This is a genomic window from Streptomyces sp. NPDC030991, assembly GCF_055571235.1.
Genome location: NZ_JBVIFR010000007.1, coordinates 255,092 through 271,961, shown reverse-complemented (window position 1 = coordinate 271,961; position 16,870 = coordinate 255,092). Strand labels below are relative to the sequence as shown.

The following is a 16,870-nucleotide window of genomic DNA, read 5'->3' as shown; positions in this document are numbered from 1 at the left end:
ATGCCGATGACCGAGCAGGCCACCGGGGCCCACCATCCGCAGCCGCGGCCCCGTTCCGGAGGACAGCAGTCCGCCCCCGTCGAGCACGTCACGGGTGCGAAGTCCCTCATCCGCTCGCTCGAGGAGGTCGGGGCCGACACCGTATTCGGCATCCCCGGCGGCACGATCCTTCCCGCGTACGACCCGATGATGGACTCGAGCCGGGTGCGCCACGTGCTCGTCCGTCACGAGCAGGGTGCGGGCCACGCGGCCACCGGTTACGCGCAGGCCACCGGCAAGGTCGGCGTCTGCATGGCGACGAGCGGTCCCGGTGCCACCAACCTGGTGACGCCGATCGCCGACGCGATGATGGACTCGGTGCCGCTCGTCGCGATCACCGGGCAGGTCGTCTCCAAGGCGATCGGCACGGACGCCTTCCAGGAGGCGGACATCGTCGGCATCAGCATGCCGATCACCAAGCACAACTTCCTGGTCACCAAGGCCGAGGACATCCCGAAGACGATCGCCGAGGCGTTCCACATCGCCTCGACCGGACGGCCGGGTCCGGTCCTCGTGGACATCCCGAAGGACCTGCTGCAGGCGCAGACGACGTTCGCGTGGCCGCCCCAGATCGACCTGCCCGGCTACCGCCCGGTGACCAAGCCGCACGCCAAGCAGATCCGCGAGGCCGCCAAGCTGATCACGAGCGCGAAGCGGCCCGTCCTCTACGTGGGCGGCGGCGTCCTCAAGGCGCGCGCCACCGCCGAGCTCAAGGTCCTCGCCGAGCTCACCGGAGCGCCCGTCACCACCACCCTGATGGCGCTCGGCGCGTTCCCCGACAGCCACCCGCTGCACGTGGGAATGCCGGGCATGCACGGTTCGGTCACCGCCGTCACCGCGCTGCAGAAGGCCGACCTGATCGTCGCCCTCGGCGCCCGCTTCGACGACCGCGTCACCGGCAAGCTGGACAGCTTCGCCCCGTTCGCCAAGATCGTGCACGCCGACATCGACCCGGCGGAGATCGGCAAGAACCGGGCCGCGGACGTGCCGATCGTCGGGGACGCCCGCGAGGTCATCGCCGATCTGGTGCAGGCCGTCCAGAAGGAGCACAGCGAGGGCCTCACCGGCGACTACAGCGCCTGGTGGCGGGATCTCAACCGCTGGCGCGAGACGTACCCGCTCGGCTACGACCAGCCGGCCGACGGCTCGCTCTCCCCGCAGCAGGTCATCGAGCGCATCGGGCAACTCGCCCCGGACGACACGATCTTCGCCGCGGGCGTCGGCCAGCACCAGATGTGGGCCGCGCACTTCATCCAGTACGAGAAGCCCGCCACCTGGCTGAACTCGGGCGGCGCCGGGACCATGGGGTACGCGGTGCCCGCCGCGATGGGCGCGAAGGCGGGGGCCCCGGCCCAGCCGGTCTGGGCGATCGACGGCGACGGCTGCTTCCAGATGACCAATCAGGAGCTCACGACCTGCGCCCTGAACAACATCCCGATCAAGGTCGCCATCATCAACAACGGCGCCCTCGGGATGGTCCGCCAGTGGCAGACGCTCTTCTACAACCAGCGCTACTCGAACACCGTGCTGCACGCGGGCCCGGAGGGCGACACCCCGCCCAACAAGGGTACCCGCGTCCCCGACTTCGTGAAGCTGTCCGAGGCCATGGGGTGCTACGCCATCCGCTGTGAGCGCCCCGAGGACCTCGACAAGTGCATCGAGGAGGCGAACGCGATCAACGACCGCCCGGTCGTGATCGACTTCATCGTTCACGAGGACGCCATGGTGTGGCCGATGGTCGCCGCCGGCACCTCCAACGACGAGGTCATGGCCGCGCGCGGCGTCCGCCCCGACTTCGGCGACAACGAAGACGACTGAGAGCCGTAGGGAAGAGGGAACACGCACCATGTCCACCAAGCACACGCTCTCCGTCCTGGTCGAGAACAAGCCGGGCGTGCTCGCCCGCATCACCGCCCTGTTCTCGCGCCGCGGCTTCAACATCGACTCGCTCGCCGTCGGTATCACCGAGCACCCCGACATCTCGCGCATCACCATCGTCGTGAATGTCGAGGGACTCCCGCTCGAACAGGTCACCAAGCAGCTCAACAAGCTGATCAACGTCCTGAAGATCGTCGAACTGGAGCCGGGCGCCGCCGTCCAGCGCGAGCTCGTGCTCGCCAAGGTCCGCGCCGACAACGAGACACGCTCGCAGATCGTCGAGATCGTCCAGTTGTTCCGCGCCAAGACCGTCGACGTCTCGCCCGAGGCCGTCACCATCGAGGCCACCGGCTCCAGCGACAAGCTGGAGGCGATGCTCAAGATGCTGGAACCCTTCGGCATCAAGGAGCTCGTCCAGTCCGGGACCATCGCGATCGGCCGCGGCTCGCGCTCCATCACCGACCGGAGCCTGCGGGCACTCGACCGCACAGCCTGACCCCGCGTCACCGTGGCCCCGCGGCCCGGTGCCCGCACAGTGACACCTGAAGAATTTCCCGTCCTTCTCCCGCCGTACGGTGGGAAGCAGAACCAGCAATACCGCAAACGAGGAGAACCCCAGTGGCCGAGCTGTTCTACGACGACGACGCCGATCTGTCCATCATCCAGAACCGCAAGGTCGCGGTGATCGGATACGGCAGCCAGGGCCACGCCCACGCGCTGTCCCTGCGCGACTCGGGCGTCGACGTGCGCGTCGGTCTGCACGAGGGCTCCAAGTCCAAGGCGAAGGCCGAGGAGCAGGGCCTGCGCGTGGTCACCCCCGCCGAGGCGACGGCCGAGGCCGACGTCATCATGATCCTGGTGCCGGACCCGCTCCAGGCGAAGGTCTACGAGGAGTCCATCAAGGACAACCTGAAGGACGGCGACGCGCTGTTCTTCGGCCACGGCCTCAACATCCGCTACGACTTCATCAAGCCGCCGGCCGGCGTCGACGTCTGCATGGTCGCCCCCAAGGGCCCGGGCCACCTGGTGCGCCGGCAGTACGAAGAGGGCCGCGGGGTGCCGTGTATCGCGGCGGTCGAGCAGGACGCCACCGGCAAGGCCTTCGAGCTGGCGCTGTCCTACGCGAAGGGCATCGGCGGCACCCGCGCCGGCGTCATCAAGACGACCTTCACCGAGGAGACCGAGACCGACCTCTTCGGTGAGCAGGCCGTGCTCTGCGGCGGCACCGCCGCGCTGGTCAAGGCGGGCTTCGAGACGCTGACCGAGGCCGGTTACCAGCCGGAGATCGCGTACTTCGAGTGCCTGCACGAGCTGAAGCTCATCGTGGACCTCATGTACGAGGGCGGCCTGGAGAAGATGCGCTGGTCGATCTCCGAGACCGCCGAGTGGGGCGACTACGTCACCGGCCCGCGGATCATCACGGACGCCACCAAGGCCGAGATGAAGAAGGTCCTCGCCGAGATCCAGGACGGCACCTTCGCCAAGAACTGGATGGACGAGTACCACTCGGGTCTGAAGAAGTACAACGAGTACAAGACCCAGGACGAGAACCACCTCCTGGAGACCACGGGCAAGGAGCTGCGCAAGCTCATGAGCTGGGTGGACAACGAGGAGGCGTAAGCCTCGTGACAACGGGCCGCGGCTGATGCCGCGGCCCGTTGTCCATCCCGTCCAGCCACGGACGAGTGATCCTTCCAGGGAGGCGCAAGACCACCTCCCGCGCGCCACTAGACTGCAGAACTAAATTCGCGTCGGGCCCACAGCGTCGTGCGTCTTCCACGCGGCTAGCCACCTCCACCGCTTGCGGCCGTCGGGACGGCCGTCCGCATTGGGACTTGTGAGGACTCACGTGAGCACTGCTGCCACCGGCAAACCCGTCGTACTCATCGCAGAAGAGCTGTCGCCCGCCACCGTCGACGCACTGGGCCCGGACTTCGAGATCCGCCACTGCAACGGCGGGGACCGCGCGGAACTGCTGCCGGCCATCGCCGACGTCGACGCGATCCTGATCCGCTCGGCCACCAAGGTCGACGCCGAGGCCGTCGCCGCCGCGAAGAAGCTGAAGGTCGTCGCACGAGCCGGCGTCGGCCTGGACAACGTGGACGTCTCCGCCGCCACCAAGGCCGGCGTCATGGTCGTCAACGCGCCGACCTCGAACATCGTCACCGCCGCCGAGCTGGCCTGCGGCCTCCTCATCGCCACCGCGCGCAACATCCCGCAGGGCAGCCAGGCCCTCAAGGGCGGCGAGTGGAAGCGCAGCAAGTACACGGGCGTGGAGCTCGCCGAGAAGACCCTCGGTGTCGTGGGCCTGGGCCGCATCGGCGCCCTCGTCGCCCAGCGCATGTCGGCCTTCGGCATGAAGGTCGTCGCCTACGACCCGTACGTGCAGCCCGCGCGCGCCGCGCAGATGGGTGTGAAGGTCCTCTCCCTCGACGAGCTGCTCGAGGTCTCCGACTTCATCACCGTCCACCTGCCCAAGACGCCCGAGACGATCGGCCTGATCGGCGACGAGGCGCTGCACAAGGTCAAGCCCTCGGTGCGGATCGTGAACGCCGCGCGCGGCGGGATCGTCGACGAGGAGGCGCTGTACTCGGCGCTCAAGGAGGGCCGCGTCGCCGGCGCGGGCCTGGACGTGTACGCGAAGGAGCCGTGCACGGACTCCCCGCTCTTCCAGTTCGACCAGGTCGTCTGCACCCCGCACCTCGGCGCCTCGACCGACGAGGCGCAGGAGAAGGCGGGCATCGCCGTCGCCAGGTCGGTGCGGCTCGCGCTCGCCGGTGAACTGGTGCCGGACGCGGTGAACGTGCAGGGCGGCGTCATCGCCGAGGACGTCAAGCCGGGCCTGCCGCTCGCCGAGCGCCTCGGCCGGATCTTCACCGCCCTCGCGAGCGAGGTCGCGGTCCGCCTCGACGTCGAGGTCTACGGCGAGATCACCCAGCACGACGTGAAGGTGCTCGAACTCTCCGCGCTCAAGGGCGTGTTCGAGGACGTCGTCGACGAGACGGTCTCCTACGTGAACGCCCCGCTGTTCGCGCAGGAGCGCGGCGTCGAGGTCCGGCTGACCACCAGCTCCGAGTCGCCCGACCACCGCAACGTCGTCACGGTGCGCGGCACCCTCGGCGACGGCCAGGAGGTCTCGGTCTCCGGCACGCTCGCGGGCCCCAAGCACCTCCAGAAGATCGTCGCCGTCGGCGAGTACGACGTGGACCTGGCGCTCGCCGACCACATGGTCGTCCTGCGCTACGAGGACCGTCCCGGTGTCGTCGGCACGGTGGGCCGCGTCCTCGGCGAGGCGGGCATCAACATCGGCGGCATGCAGGTCGCCCGCGCCGACGTGGGCGGCGAGGCGCTGGCCGTGCTCACCGTCGACGACTCGGTTCCGCAGAACGTGCTCACCGAGGTCGCCGCGGAGATCGGCGCGACGTCGGCGCGCTCCGTCAACCTCGTCTGAGGCCGTAGAGCCACGACCGGCTTGCACAGCGGGCGAGGGCCGGACCACCTGCGGGTGGTCCGGCCCTCACGCGTTCTCCGGCTCGATCAGGCCCTCGCGGTAGGCGATGCCCACGACCTCCGTGCGGCTTGCGGCCCCTAGCTTGGCGAGGATGTTCGAGACGTGGACGCTCGCCGTCTTGCCGCTGATGAACAACTCCTCGCCGATCTGGCGGTTGGTGCGCCCCCGGCCGAGCAGCCGCAGCACCTCGCTCTCCCGGGCGGTCAGCGCGGCGATCCGCTCCCCGGCCGCCGCCGCGTCGGTGAGCCGGCCCCGGCGCAGCAGGGCGTCCAGGGCCTCACCCAGCGGCCCGGCACCGAGCCGCTCGGCGGTGGACCGGGCCGCGCGGGCCTGTTCGGCGGCCTCCTCGCGGCGGCCGGCGGTGAGCAGGGCCTCCGCGAGCCGCCTTCGGCAGCGGGCCAGTTCGTAGGGCTCGCCGTAGCCGCACGCCGTCACGGCCCGCTCCCACGCCGCGACGGACGGGCCGGTCGCGGCCCGCTCCGCCTCGGCCTCTGCGCGGGCCAGCCACGCCTGGCCCTCGGGCCCCTGTTCGGCGCCGTCGCCGCCCTGGGCCGCTGTGGAGCGGGCCAGCTCCACCAGCTCGGCCGCGGTCCCCGCCCAGCGCCCGGCGCCGGTCGTGTCGCCGCTCTGCCGGGCCTCCTCCGCCGCGTCGGCGACGGCCGACAGGGCGAGCGCGGCGAGCCGGATCACGGCATGGGGCCGCTCGTCGCCCTGGCCGTCCGTGAGCGCCTCGACCGCGGCGCGCACCTGCCGTACGCACTCCTGGGGATCGCCGCGCAGGGCCGCCGAGTCGGTCAGTACGACGCTCGCGACGAGCGTGCCCATCCAGTCGGGGAAGCCGGCGAGCAGCGCCCGCGCCCCGGCGTCGGCCACCTCGAACTCGCCGCGGGCCAGGCCGACGTAGAGCGCGGGCGCGGTCGTGAAGCCGCCCGCGGCGGGCAGCAGGTCCGCGTCGGCGGCGGCCGCCCGCGCGCACTCGTCCCAGCGGCCCAGCGTGTAGAGCAGCAGCGACTGCAGATAGCGCAGCTCCAGGGCGTACGGGGAGGAGAGGAGGCCGGCGCGGCGGGCGCGGTCGAGTCCGTCGGCGGTCCAGGTCAGGCAGGCGTCCAGGTCGCCGGACTCGTAACAGCCGAGGGCGAGGCTGTACAGGGCGCGCATCTCGACGGGGAGGTTGCCCGCGGTGCCGGCCAGTTCGCGGGCCCGGATCAGCCGGTCCCGGCCCCGCGTCGTCCGCCGGTTCTGCGCCTCCAGGCCGATCAGCGAGATCATCAAATCGGCCTGGGCGTCGGGCAGCCGGAGCCGTTCGGCGATGTCGAGGGCCTGCCGGGCGACCCGCTCGGCGTCCTCGTCACGGCCCACGTAACGGGCGGCCATGACGTGGGTCGCCGCCGCCCACACCCAGGTGTGCGAGGGCGGGTCGGCCGGGATCAGGGCGAGCGCCTCGCTGCTGTAGGTGAACGCGGCTTCCAGGTTGTCGATCCGCATCAGGTTGCCCGCGAGGGTGTAGCGCACCCGTGCGGCGAGCTCGGAGCCGGCGTCCGAGCCGACCCGCGCGAGCGCGGAGCGGGTGAGCTGGACCGCGCGGTGCGGCTCCCCGGCGCGGGCGGCGGCGGCCGAGGCGCGCAGGGTGAGGGAGACGGTGTCGCCGCTGGCGGGGCGGGCGGACGCGTCCACCACGTCCCACAGTTCGAGCGCGGTCTCCAGATGGCGCAGCTCCTCCGCAGGGGCGCCGACGCGCTGGGCGTGCCCGGCGGCTTCGAGGGAGGCGGCCAGCGCGTCGGCCAGGTCGTGGCTCTCGCGCGAGTGATGGGCCCGCTCCGCCGCGCTCTTCTCGGAGCGGGCTTCGCCGCCGAGGAGCCGGGCGAAGAGGCCGTGCAGCCTGACCCGTTCGCCGGGGAGCAGATCCGCGTACACGGCCTCGCGGATGAGGGCGTGCCGGAACGAGTACGTCGCGTCGTCGCCGGGCAGCAGCAACTGGCGTTCGACCGCTTCGCGCAGCGCCGACTCCAGTTCCGCCTCCGGCAGTCGCACGGCGCCTCGCAGCAGGTCGTGCCCGACCCGGCGGCCCGCGACGGCCGCCGTGCGCAGGACCTGCTGGGCGGTCTCGGTCAGCTGCTCGATCCGGATGAGCAGCACGTCGCCCAGGCCGCCCAGGCCGCCGGGCATGGCGGGGGAGCCGGGCCCGTCGTCGCCGGGCAGCGCGGCGAGCAGCTCCTCGGCGTAGAAGGCGTTGCCCTCGGCGCGTTCGACGATGTGCCGGACCGTGCTGTCGGGTACGGGGCCGGTGCGCTGCGCGCGCACGATCCGGGCCACGTCGGCGTCGGCCATCGGGCGCAGTTCGAGCCGGTCGACGGAGGGCAGCCTGATCAGTTCGGCGAGCAGGGGCCGCAGGGGGTGGCGGCGGTGCAGGTCGTCCGCGCGGTACGAGGCGAGGAGCGCGAGGCGGTGGGGCGGGCCGCCGGGCGCGGGCCGCTGGAGGACGCCCCGGCTGAGCAGGAAACGGAGCAGGTCGCGGGAGGACTGGTCCGCCCAGTGGAGGTCCTCGATGATCAGGAGGAGCGGGGTCAGCGCGGCCAGGTCGGCGAGGAGCCCCGCGACCCCCTCGAAGAGCTGGAGGCGGCTGCCGGGGTCGGGCGCGGGGCCGGGTCCCGGGGCCGTGCCGATCAGGCGGTCCACCGCCGGGCGCCCGGCGAAGGCCGGGGCGAGCCGGTCGTCGGCGGCTGCCGCGCCGAGGATCTCCGTGAACGGCAGGTACGGCAGGCCCACGTCCCCAAGGTCCACGCAGTGGCCGGTCAGGACGGTCGTGCCGGTGGCACCGGCGTGTGCCGCGGCCTCCGTCAGCGTGCGGGTCTTGCCGACACCGGCGTCCCCGGCGACCAGGACGGCGCGGGGTTCGCCGGCCGCGGCCCGCTCCAGCACGCCGGTAAGCCGGGCGAGTTCGTCCGCCCGGCCGATGAACGGCGTATCGAATGTCTGTGCCACGGGCCCATCCTGGCACGCTCCGTCGAACGCGCCGGGGGTTCCGGGCCTCGGGGTGAGCGGGGCCCGGAGCGAGCGGGGCTCGGCGGATTGGCGGACCGAGGGCCCGGCGGATCGGGGACCTGGCGGACCGAGAGTTCGGCGGATCGGGGGCACAGCGGCCCTGGGCACAGCGGTCCCGGGCACAGCGGCCCCGGGCACAGCGGATCGGCGGCCCGGCGGACCGGGGGACCGGGGGCCCGGAGCGAGCGGGGCTCGGCGGATTGGCGGACCAAGGGCACGGCGGCCCAAGGGCCCGGCGTCAGACCGTCGCCCGCGCGACCGGCACCGCGCCGGGGGCGCCCGGCCCGGAGGTCTCGGGCCCGGAGGTCTCCAGCCCGGTGGTCTCCGGCTCGGGGCCCGCTTCCGACGCGGGGCCACGCACCGCCGCCTTGCCGAGGGCCAGTACGGAGAGGACCGCGGCGGCCAGCAGCAGGAGCGCCCCGGTGATCGCCGCCGCCCGCATGCCGTGGGTGAAGGCATCCCGCGCGGCGGCGGTCAGGGCGCGGCCCGCGTCGCTCGGCAGCCGGCCCGCGACCGCCAGAGCGCCGCCGAGCGTCTCGTGGGCCGCCGCGGGTGCGCCCGCCGGGACGTCGTGGCGGTAGACAGCCGTGCCGATGGAGCCGAGGACGGCCATGCCGAGGGCGCCGCCGAACTCGGCGCCCGTCTCCAGCAGGGACGCCGCGGAGCCCGAGTGGGAGACCGGGACGGTCCCGAGCGCCAGGTCCATCAGCTGGGACATCACGGTGACGATCCCGGCGGCGAGGACACCGGCGCCGGCCAGGACGAGCCACAGCGAACTGGTACCGGCGAAGGCCAGCAGGGCGTATCCGCAGGCGCCGACGGTGAAGCCGCCGCCGACGACATGGGCGCGGTGCACGCCCCGGGCGACGAGGCGCGCGGCGACGGGCGCCGCCACCCCGACCAGGACCGTGGGGAGCAGCGACCAGAGCGCGGCCGCCATGGAGCTCTTGCCGAGCACGGACTGGAGGTACTGCGTGGTGAAGAACGCCGAGCCCATCATCCCGAAGGAGGAGACGAGGTTCAGAACGACGGCGGGGGCGAACCCGCGGCCGCGGAACAGCTGGGGGGAGATCAGCGGCGACCCGCTGGTGCGCTGCCGGTGCACGAAGAGGGCGGCGAAGAGCAGTCCCACGGTGATCGAGACGACGTACCGCACGTTCCAGCCCTCGGACGGGATCTCCTTGATGCCGTAGATGACGGGTAGTACGGCCGCCATCGACAGCGGCACGCTCAGCAGGTCGAAGCGGCCGGGCTCGGGGTTCCTGGACTCCGGCAGCAGGACCGGGCCGAGGGCCAGGAGCAGCGCCATCGCGGGCAGGTTGACGAGGAAGACCGAGCCCCACCAGAAGTGCTCGACGAGGACGCCGCTCATCACCGAGCCGAGGGCGATGCCGCCGGTCATGACGGCCGACCAGAGACCGATCGCCTTCGCGCGCTGGCCGGGGTCGGTGAACATCGTGCGGACGATGCCCATGGTGGACGGCATGAGGGTGGCGCCGCCGATCCCGAGGAGCGCGCGGGCGGCGATGAGGGTCTCGGCGCTGTCGGCGTAGGCGGCCAGGGCGGAGGCGGCACCGAAGGCGGCGGCGCCGATCAGCAGCAGCTTGCGGCGCCCGATGCGGTCGCCGAGCGACCCCATGGTCATCAGCAGGCCGGCGAGCACGAACGCGTAGATGTCGAAGATCCACAGCTGCTGGGTGCCGGTCGGCGCCAGGTCCGCGTTGATCGCCGGGATGGCGAAGTAGAGGACCGAGACGTCCATGGAGACCAGGAGCAGCGGCAGCATCAGGACGCCCAGAGCGGTCCATTCGCGGCGCCCCGCAAGGGAGTTGGGGTTCGGGGCGGTGCCCGTCGGATTCGTCATGCCAGGGAATGTACGGCCGTCTTAAACGCTTGTCTAGTACGAGCGTTTAAGACGTGCGTCTGAATCCTCGGTAGGGTGGCGGCATGGGACATCGCGAGGATCTGCTCGAAGGCGCCAAGCGCTGCCTTCTGGAGAAGGGGTTCGTGCGCACGACGGCGCGCGACATCGTCAGGGAGTCGGGGACGAATCTGGCGTCCATCGGCTACCACTACGGTTCGAAGGACGCGTTGCTCGCGCAGGCGTACGTGGCCCTCGCCGAGGGTGCTTCGCAGGAGTGGGGCGAGCCGCGTGAACTGCCAGGTGCCCCGGGCTCGTTGGAGCGTTTCCGGGCCGTCATGGCGGGGCTCACCGACAGCCTCGGCAAGCCCGGCTCCATCTGGCACCTGTCCATCGAGCTCGTGACGATGGGGGACAAGCTCCCGGTCGTGCGCGCGGATCTGGCGGCGGCCCAGCGCGAGGCGGGCCGCGGCTTCATCGGCATGATCATGGGGGGCGAGGAGCCGCCCGCCGACGACCCGAGCGTGGACACCCTCGGCAAGTTCTTCTCGGTGCTGGTGCTCGGACTGATCGCCCAGCACACCTTCGACCCGGAGTTCTCCCCGAGCGCCGATCAACTCACCGAGGGCCTGCGGCAGTTGCTGTCCACCGCCGCGGCGGGCTGACCGCGGGCCGGACCTGACCGACGAACCCCTCCTCCCGCAGCCACCGGCCGGGGGCCCCGGAGCGCGCACCTGACGCCGCGGGACCCGCCCTTCGGGCGGGCGACGGGCAGGCGACGACACGCACTAGAGCCGCGACGCCTTGAGCCCCATGTGCAGCAGCAGCCGGTCCTCGCCCTCGTCCAGGTCGAGGCCGGTGAGCTGCTCGACGCGCGAGAGCCGGTAGTAGAGCGTCTGGCGGTGGATGCCGAGCGCCGCCGCCGTACGGCCCGCCTGGCCCGCGCAGTCGAGGAACACCTCGGCGGTGCGCGCCAGTTCACGGTGGGCGGGCGCGAGCAGCGGGGCCACCACCGGATCGTGGGCGGCCTCCGCGGGCAGCGCGGTGAGCAGCCGGTACGGGCCGATCGCCGACCACTGGGTGTCGGGGCCGAGCCGTGGATCGGCCAGCGCCGCGCGGGCCGCCGCCGTCGCCTCCTGCCAGGCCGTGGCCAGCTCGGCGAGGTCCGTGCGGGGCGCGCCGATGCCCGCCGCCGGGCCGCTGCCCGCCCGCGCCCGCAGTTTCGCCGCCGCCGTGAGCGCCGGGGCCACCACCTCGGGCGAACGGAGCCGGACCAGCAGCGCCAGGCACTGGCCGGTCGCCCCCCACGGCACCGTGCAGAGCGCGTCCGCCCCCGGGAGCGTACGGACGGCGGGGGCGTCCTGCGGATCGGCCGACGGCCAGGGCGCGACGCACACCACCGCGTGCGGTCCCTCCGCGCGGCCGCCGAGCGCCGTGCGCAGCGCGGCCACCGCCATGTCCCGCTGCCAGCCGCGCTCGGCCGTCAGGACCGAGTGGAACTCGCGGGTCAGATCGGCGCCCGCCTGCGCCTCGTCCGCCAGCTGCGCCCCGATCCGGCCTGCCACCTCCATCGCCGCGTCCAGCTGCTCCGGCGTGGGCCCCGGATCGTCGTCGAGCAGCCATACGTAGCCGAGGACGATGGACCGGTGCCGTACGGGGAGGCAGATGCGGCCGCGGTAGACGCCGGCCTCCGGAGTCGCCGGGATCCGCACCGGCTCCGTCGCCCGGGTGATGCCGAACCCCTCGAACCAGGTACGGACGGCCGCCGTGGAGCCGCGCGTCAGGATCGACCGGGTGCGGACCGGGTCGAGGGCCGAGGCGTCGAAGTCGTTGTCGGCGTCCGCGTCGCTGAGCTGCGCTCCGAAGGCGATCAGCCGGAAGTCGCGGTTCTCCAGGGTCGCGGGGGCGCCGAGGAGTGCCGAGATCTCGTCGACCAGTTCCTGGTAGTCGCCTTTCACCCCGCCATTCTCCCGCACCTCACGCCTTTCCTCATACAGATGTCTGAGGTGGCGGCCACGGATGCGTGACGTCTGTCGATGGCACAGGATCGGAGGGATCCCTAGATTTCACGGTGGTTCCCCGTGCCGTTCCCGCTCCGCGCGGGTCCGGCCTCTCCGCAACTCTTGCTCCATGGAGGTGCCCCGTGCTGGCTCCCCTGATCCTCGCCGCGTCGCGCAGTGACAAGATGCGCTCCTTCGTGTCGGCGGCGCCGGGCACCAAGCAGGTCGTCGACCGGTTCATCGCCGGTGAGACCGTCGACCAGGTCGTGCCGGTCATCGAGGACGCCAGCGCCAAGGGCCTCGAAGTCACCCTCGACGTCGTCGGTGAGGACATCACCACCGTCGAGCAGTCGCACGCCGCCCGCGACGCCTACCTGGAGCTGATCGGCCGCCTCAAGGAGCTGGGCCTGGGCGCCCGGGCCGAGATGTCCGTGAAGCTGTCGATGTTCGGCCAGGCCCTTCCCGGCGGTCACGAGCTGGCCCTCGCCAACGTGCGGCCCGTCGTCGAGGCCGCCGCCGAGATCGGCACCACGGTCACCCTGGACGCCGAGGACCACACGACCCTCGACTCGATGTTCGCCATCCACGAGGAGCTGCGGAAGGACTTCCCGCAGACCGGCTGCGTCATCCAGGCCTACCTCTTCCGCACCGAGGCCGACGCCCGCCGCCTCGCCGCCGCCGGCAGCCGCGTACGCATCGTGAAGGGCGCGTACAAGGAGCCCGCCGAGGTCGCGTACCAGGACAAGGCCGAGACCGACAAGGCGTACGTGCGGATCATGCGCATCCTCATGGAGGGCTCCGGATACCCGATGATCGGGTCCCACGACCCGCGTCTCATCTCCATCGCGCAGGAGCTCGCCAGGACGGCCGGCCGCAAGCTGGACGAGTACGAGTTCCAGATGCTGTACGGCATCCGCAGCGACGAGCACCTGCGGCTCGCCGCCGAAGGGCACCGGATGCGGGTGTACACCGCGTACGGCACCGACTGGTACGGGTACTTCATGCGCCGCCTCGCGGAGAAGCCGGCCAACCTGCTCTTCTTCGCCCGCTCGATCCTCACCAAGGGCTGAGCCGCCCCCGACAAGGGCCCCCACACTTCCCGCAACTCCCCGACCCCCCGAAGGAGATACGGACCCATGACGCTGGACGCCGTGACCCGAGTCCCCGCCCCGGTCAACGAGCCGGTGCACGGCTACGCCCCCGGTTCGCCGGAGCGTGTCCGCCTGGAGGCCAAGCTCAAGGAGCTGGCCGAGAACCCGATCGAGCTGCCCTGCACCATCGGCGGCGTCCGTCGGATGGGCGGCGGCGAGCGCTTCGACGTCGTGCAGCCGCACCACCACAAGGCCGTCATCGGCACGTACGCCAACGCCACGACGCAGGACGCCCAGGACGCGGTCGACGCCGCCCTGGCCGCCGCCCCGGCCTGGCGCGCGATGGCCTTCGACGACCGCGCCGCGATCATCCTGCGCGCCGCCGAGCTGCTCTCCACCACGTGGCGCGAGACGCTGGCCGCCTCCACGATGCTGGGCCAGTCGAAGACCGCGCAGCAGGCCGAGATCGACACCCCCTGTGAGCTCGTCGACTTCTGGCGCTTCAACGTCCACTACGCCCGCAACCTGCTCGCCGAGCAGCCGCCGGCCAACTCCACCGGCGTGTGGAACCGCATGGACCACCGCCCGCTGGAGGGCTTCGTCTACGCGATCACGCCGTTCAACTTCACGGCCATCGCGGGCAACCTGCCCACCGCCCCGGCGCTCATGGGCAACGTCGTCGTGTGGAAGCCGTCCCCGACGCAGACGCACGCCGCCGTGCTGCTCCTCCAGCTCCTGGAGGAGGCCGGTCTCCCCAAGGGCGTCATCAACCTGGTGACCGGCGACGGCCTGGCCGTCTCCGAGGTGGCCCTGAACCACCGCGACCTCGCCGGCATCCACTTCACCGGCTCGACCAAGACCTTCCAGCACCTGTGGAAGACGGTCGGCAACAACATCGAGAAGTACCGCACCTACCCGCGGCTCGTCGGCGAGACCGGCGGCAAGGACTTCGTCGTCGCCCACCCGAGCGCCGACCGCGCCGTCCTGAAGACCGCGCTGACCCGCGGCTCCTTCGAGTACCAGGGGCAGAAGTGCTCCGCCTCCTCGCGTGCGTACATCCCGGCGTCGATCTGGAACGACGGCTTCAAGGAGGAGTTCGCGGCCGAGGTCGACGGCATCAAGATGGGTGACGTCACCGACTTCTCGAACTTCATCGGCGCCGTCATCGACGAGCGGTCCTTCGCCAAGAACAAGGCCGCCATCGACCGTGCCAAGGGCGACGACACCTGCACGATCGTCGCGGGCGGCACGTACGACGACTCGACCGGTTACTTCGTGCGCCCGACCGTCATCGAGTGCACCGACCCGGCCAACGAGGTCTTCACGACGGAGTACTTCGGCCCGATCCTCGCCGTGCACGTGTACGACGACAGCTCGGACGGCCAGTACGACGCCATGCTGGAGCAGATGGAGTCGGCCTCCGACTACGCGCTCACCGGCGCGGTCATCGCCAACGACCGCGCCGCCGCCGCGCACACGATGGAGAAGCTCCGCTACGCCGCGGGCAACTTCTACATCAACGACAAGTCGACCGGCGCCGTCGTCGGCCAGCAGCCCTTCGGCGGCGGCCGCGCCTCCGGCACCAACGACAAGGCCGGTGCCCCGCAGAACCTGATGCGCTGGACGCTGACCCGCGCCATCAAGGAGACGCTGGTCCCGCCGACCGAGTACACGTACCCGCACATGGGCTGACCTCCGCCCCCGGTGGGCCCCGCCCACCCGCACGACTCCGCCCTCGGCCAGGGCCCCACCCCGGCCGAGGGCGGTGCTGTTCCCTGCGCTCGCCGCGCGCCCCTCGACCCGGGTCAGGAGGGGCGCGGTCGTGCAGTCCGTCTCAGATAGTAGGAAGTCCGAGTAATTGTGGAGACAGGAGCGGCGTCCTGTCCTAGCTTTGTAGAAGCCGAACGAATCGCTTACCTGGCGAATGGCGGCCGCGAGCCGGAGCACCTGGCAGGCAACCCCTGCAGCTCCTGGTTCCCCGCCCCTTCCGGCCCTCGAAATCCCCGTGATCTCAAGGAGTCGATCCGTCATGGCCACTGCGACGCCCGTACGCCGCCGAATCCGTCACGTCTCCCCGTCGAGCGAAGCCGACCGGCAGACCGCCAAGATCGCCGCCGCCGCCCTCCAGCGCGCACTGGACCGCAGGGACAACGGCGGCGAGACCGGTCACTGAGAGCCCGGTCACCGAGAGCCGACACCGTCAGGCGCGGGTGCGCGCCGTGCCGTTCTCCGCCTGCGCCTGAGCAGGGAGAACCCGCGGCGGCGCACCCGTGACGTCCGGTCCCGATCCGCCGGCTCGGGCCGTCCGTATTCTGGACATGACGTGTCATCCCATGGGACAGCGAGTACCGTGCGGGACATGTCTCGCAGCATCAATCTCGCAGTGATCCCCGGTGACGGCATCGGCCAGGAGGTCGTGGCCCAGGGTCTGAAGGTCCTCTCCGCCGTGCTTCCGCAGGATGTGAAGCTGGAGACCGAGGAGTTCGACTTCGGCGCCAAGCGGTACCGCGCGACCGGTGAGACGCTCACCGACGCCGACCTCGACGCCCTCAAGAAGCACGACGCCATCCTGCTCGGCGCCATCGGCGACCCGAGCGTGCCGTCCGGCGTCCTGGAGCGCGGCTTCCTGCTCAAGCTCCGCTTCGCCTTCGACCACCACGTGAACCTGCGGCCGAGCAAGCTGCTCCCCGGTGTCGCGACGCCGCTCGCCGGCCAGCCCGCGATCGACTTCGTCGTCGTCCGCGAGGGCACCGAGGGCCCGTACACGGGCAACGGCGGCACGATCCGCAAGGGCACCGAGCACGAGGTCGCCACCGAGGTCTCCGTCAACACCGCCTTCGGTGTCGAGCGCGTGGTCCGCGACGCCTTCGCCCGCGCCCAGGCCCGCCCCCGCAAGAAGCTCACGCTGGTCCACAAGAACAACGTGCTGACCTTCGCCGGACACCTGTGGACGAACGTCTTCAACAAGGTGGCGCAGGAGTTCCCCGAGGTCACCACCGACTACATCCACGTCGACGCTGCGACGATCTTCCTCGTCACCGATCCGGCCCGCTTCGACGTGATCGTCACCGACAACCTCTTCGGGGACATCATCACCGACCTCGCCGCGGCCGTCTCCGGCGGCATCGGCGTCGCGGCCTCGGGGAACATCAACCCGAGCCGCGAGTTCCCCTCGATGTTCGAGCCCGTGCACGGCTCGGCCCCGGACATCGCGGGCCAGGGCAAGGCCGACCCCACGGCCACCGTCCTGTCCGTCGCGCTGCTCCTGCGCCACCTCGGCTACGAGACCGAGGCCGCGCGCATCGAGACGGCCGTCTCCGCCGACCTCGGCGAGCGCGGCAGCGGCGTGCCCGCCGTCCGCTCCACCGAGGAGATCGGCGACGCGCTCGCCGGCCGAGTAGCCGGCTGATCCCGGCGCACCTCTCTCCACCGCAGAAGCCGCCGGGAC

12 protein-coding genes are annotated in these 16,870 nt (G+C 71.8%); 9 read left to right on the top strand and 3 right to left on the bottom strand.

Annotated features, from left to right (window positions below; genetic code table 11):
• Positions 1 to 6 precede the first annotated feature (6 nt).
• The 4 genes from ACZ45E_RS16205 (at position 7) to serA (ending at position 5,368) form a co-directional block, all read left to right on the top strand.
• Positions 7 to 1,857, top strand: a complete 1,851-nt coding sequence (locus tag ACZ45E_RS16205) for an acetolactate synthase large subunit (RefSeq protein ID WP_468221238.1) — start codon at positions 7 to 9, stop codon at positions 1,855 to 1,857.
• Positions 1,858 to 1,885: 28 nt separating this feature from the next.
• Entirely contained in the window at positions 1,886 to 2,413 is a 528-nt protein-coding gene (gene ilvN, locus ACZ45E_RS16200) for an acetolactate synthase small subunit (RefSeq protein ID WP_468221236.1), read from the top strand.
• A 122-nt stretch (positions 2,414 to 2,535) separates the two neighbouring features.
• Entirely contained in the window at positions 2,536 to 3,537 is a 1,002-nt protein-coding gene (ilvC, locus tag ACZ45E_RS16195; RefSeq protein WP_399063385.1) for a ketol-acid reductoisomerase, read from the top strand.
• A gap of 229 nt (positions 3,538 to 3,766) precedes the next feature.
• Positions 3,767 to 5,368, top strand: coding sequence for a phosphoglycerate dehydrogenase (serA, locus tag ACZ45E_RS16190; RefSeq protein WP_468221233.1), 1,602 nt, complete (start codon positions 3,767 to 3,769; stop codon positions 5,366 to 5,368).
• Positions 5,369 to 5,434: 66 nt separating this feature from the next.
• Here serA and ACZ45E_RS16185 read toward each other — a convergent pair whose 3' ends face one another.
• Positions 5,435 to 8,410: a helix-turn-helix transcriptional regulator gene (locus ACZ45E_RS16185; RefSeq protein ID WP_468221230.1), complete on the bottom strand. Its 2,976-nt coding sequence runs from the start codon at positions 8,408 to 8,410 to the stop codon at positions 5,435 to 5,437.
• 298 nt (positions 8,411 to 8,708) lie between these two features.
• On the bottom strand, positions 8,709 to 10,334 hold the full coding sequence (locus ACZ45E_RS16180; protein WP_468221227.1) for an MFS transporter: 1,626 nt from the start codon (positions 10,332 to 10,334) through the stop codon (positions 8,709 to 8,711).
• Positions 10,335 to 10,417: 83 nt separating this feature from the next.
• On the opposite strand from ACZ45E_RS16180, the gene ACZ45E_RS16175 reads away from it, so the two are divergent.
• Entirely contained in the window at positions 10,418 to 10,996 is a 579-nt protein-coding gene (locus ACZ45E_RS16175; RefSeq protein ID WP_468221225.1) for a TetR/AcrR family transcriptional regulator, read from the top strand.
• Between the two features lie 123 nt (positions 10,997 to 11,119).
• On the opposite strand, the gene ACZ45E_RS16170 is transcribed toward ACZ45E_RS16175, so the two are convergent.
• Positions 11,120 to 12,289, bottom strand: a complete 1,170-nt coding sequence (locus ACZ45E_RS16170; protein WP_468221224.1) for a PucR family transcriptional regulator — start codon at positions 12,287 to 12,289, stop codon at positions 11,120 to 11,122.
• Positions 12,290 to 12,474: 185 nt separating this feature from the next.
• Between ACZ45E_RS16170 and ACZ45E_RS16165 the strand changes: the two genes are divergently transcribed.
• The 4 genes from ACZ45E_RS16165 to ACZ45E_RS16150 all read left to right on the top strand — a co-directional run bounded on the left by ACZ45E_RS16165 (position 12,475) and on the right by ACZ45E_RS16150 (position 16,831).
• Positions 12,475 to 13,401, top strand: coding sequence for a proline dehydrogenase family protein (locus ACZ45E_RS16165; RefSeq protein ID WP_468221222.1), 927 nt, complete (start codon positions 12,475 to 12,477; stop codon positions 13,399 to 13,401).
• Between the two features lie 72 nt (positions 13,402 to 13,473).
• Positions 13,474 to 15,114 carry an L-glutamate gamma-semialdehyde dehydrogenase gene (gene pruA / locus ACZ45E_RS16160; RefSeq protein WP_468221435.1) on the top strand — a complete coding sequence of 547 codons (1,641 nt, stop codon included), beginning with the start codon at positions 13,474 to 13,476 and terminating at the stop codon, positions 15,112 to 15,114.
• 337 nt (positions 15,115 to 15,451) lie between these two features.
• Complete coding sequence (locus ACZ45E_RS16155; protein WP_468221219.1) at positions 15,452 to 15,595, top strand: hypothetical protein; 144 nt, start codon at positions 15,452 to 15,454, stop codon at positions 15,593 to 15,595.
• A 186-nt stretch (positions 15,596 to 15,781) separates the two neighbouring features.
• On the top strand, positions 15,782 to 16,831 hold the full coding sequence (locus ACZ45E_RS16150; protein ID WP_468221218.1) for a 3-isopropylmalate dehydrogenase: 1,050 nt from the start codon (positions 15,782 to 15,784) through the stop codon (positions 16,829 to 16,831).
• The last annotated feature ends 39 nt before the right edge of the window (positions 16,832 to 16,870 follow it).

Bases quoted from the DNA above. Each gene is read 5' to 3' on its own strand.
- ACZ45E_RS16205 (WP_468221238.1), top strand. From the start codon at position 7: ATGACCGAGCAGGCCACCGGGGCCCACCATCCGCAGCCGCGGCCCCGT.
- ilvN (WP_468221236.1), top strand. From the start codon at position 1,886: ATGTCCACCAAGCACACGCTCTCCGTCCTGGTCGAGAACAAGCCGGGC.
- ACZ45E_RS16180 (WP_468221227.1), bottom strand. From the start codon at position 10,334: ATGACGAATCCGACGGGCACCGCCCCGAACCCCAACTCCCTTGCGGGG.
- ACZ45E_RS16175 (WP_468221225.1), top strand. From the start codon at position 10,418: ATGGGACATCGCGAGGATCTGCTCGAAGGCGCCAAGCGCTGCCTTCTG.
- ACZ45E_RS16155 (WP_468221219.1), top strand. From the start codon at position 15,452: ATGGCCACTGCGACGCCCGTACGCCGCCGAATCCGTCACGTCTCCCCG.
- ACZ45E_RS16150 (WP_468221218.1), top strand. From the start codon at position 15,782: ATGTCTCGCAGCATCAATCTCGCAGTGATCCCCGGTGACGGCATCGGC.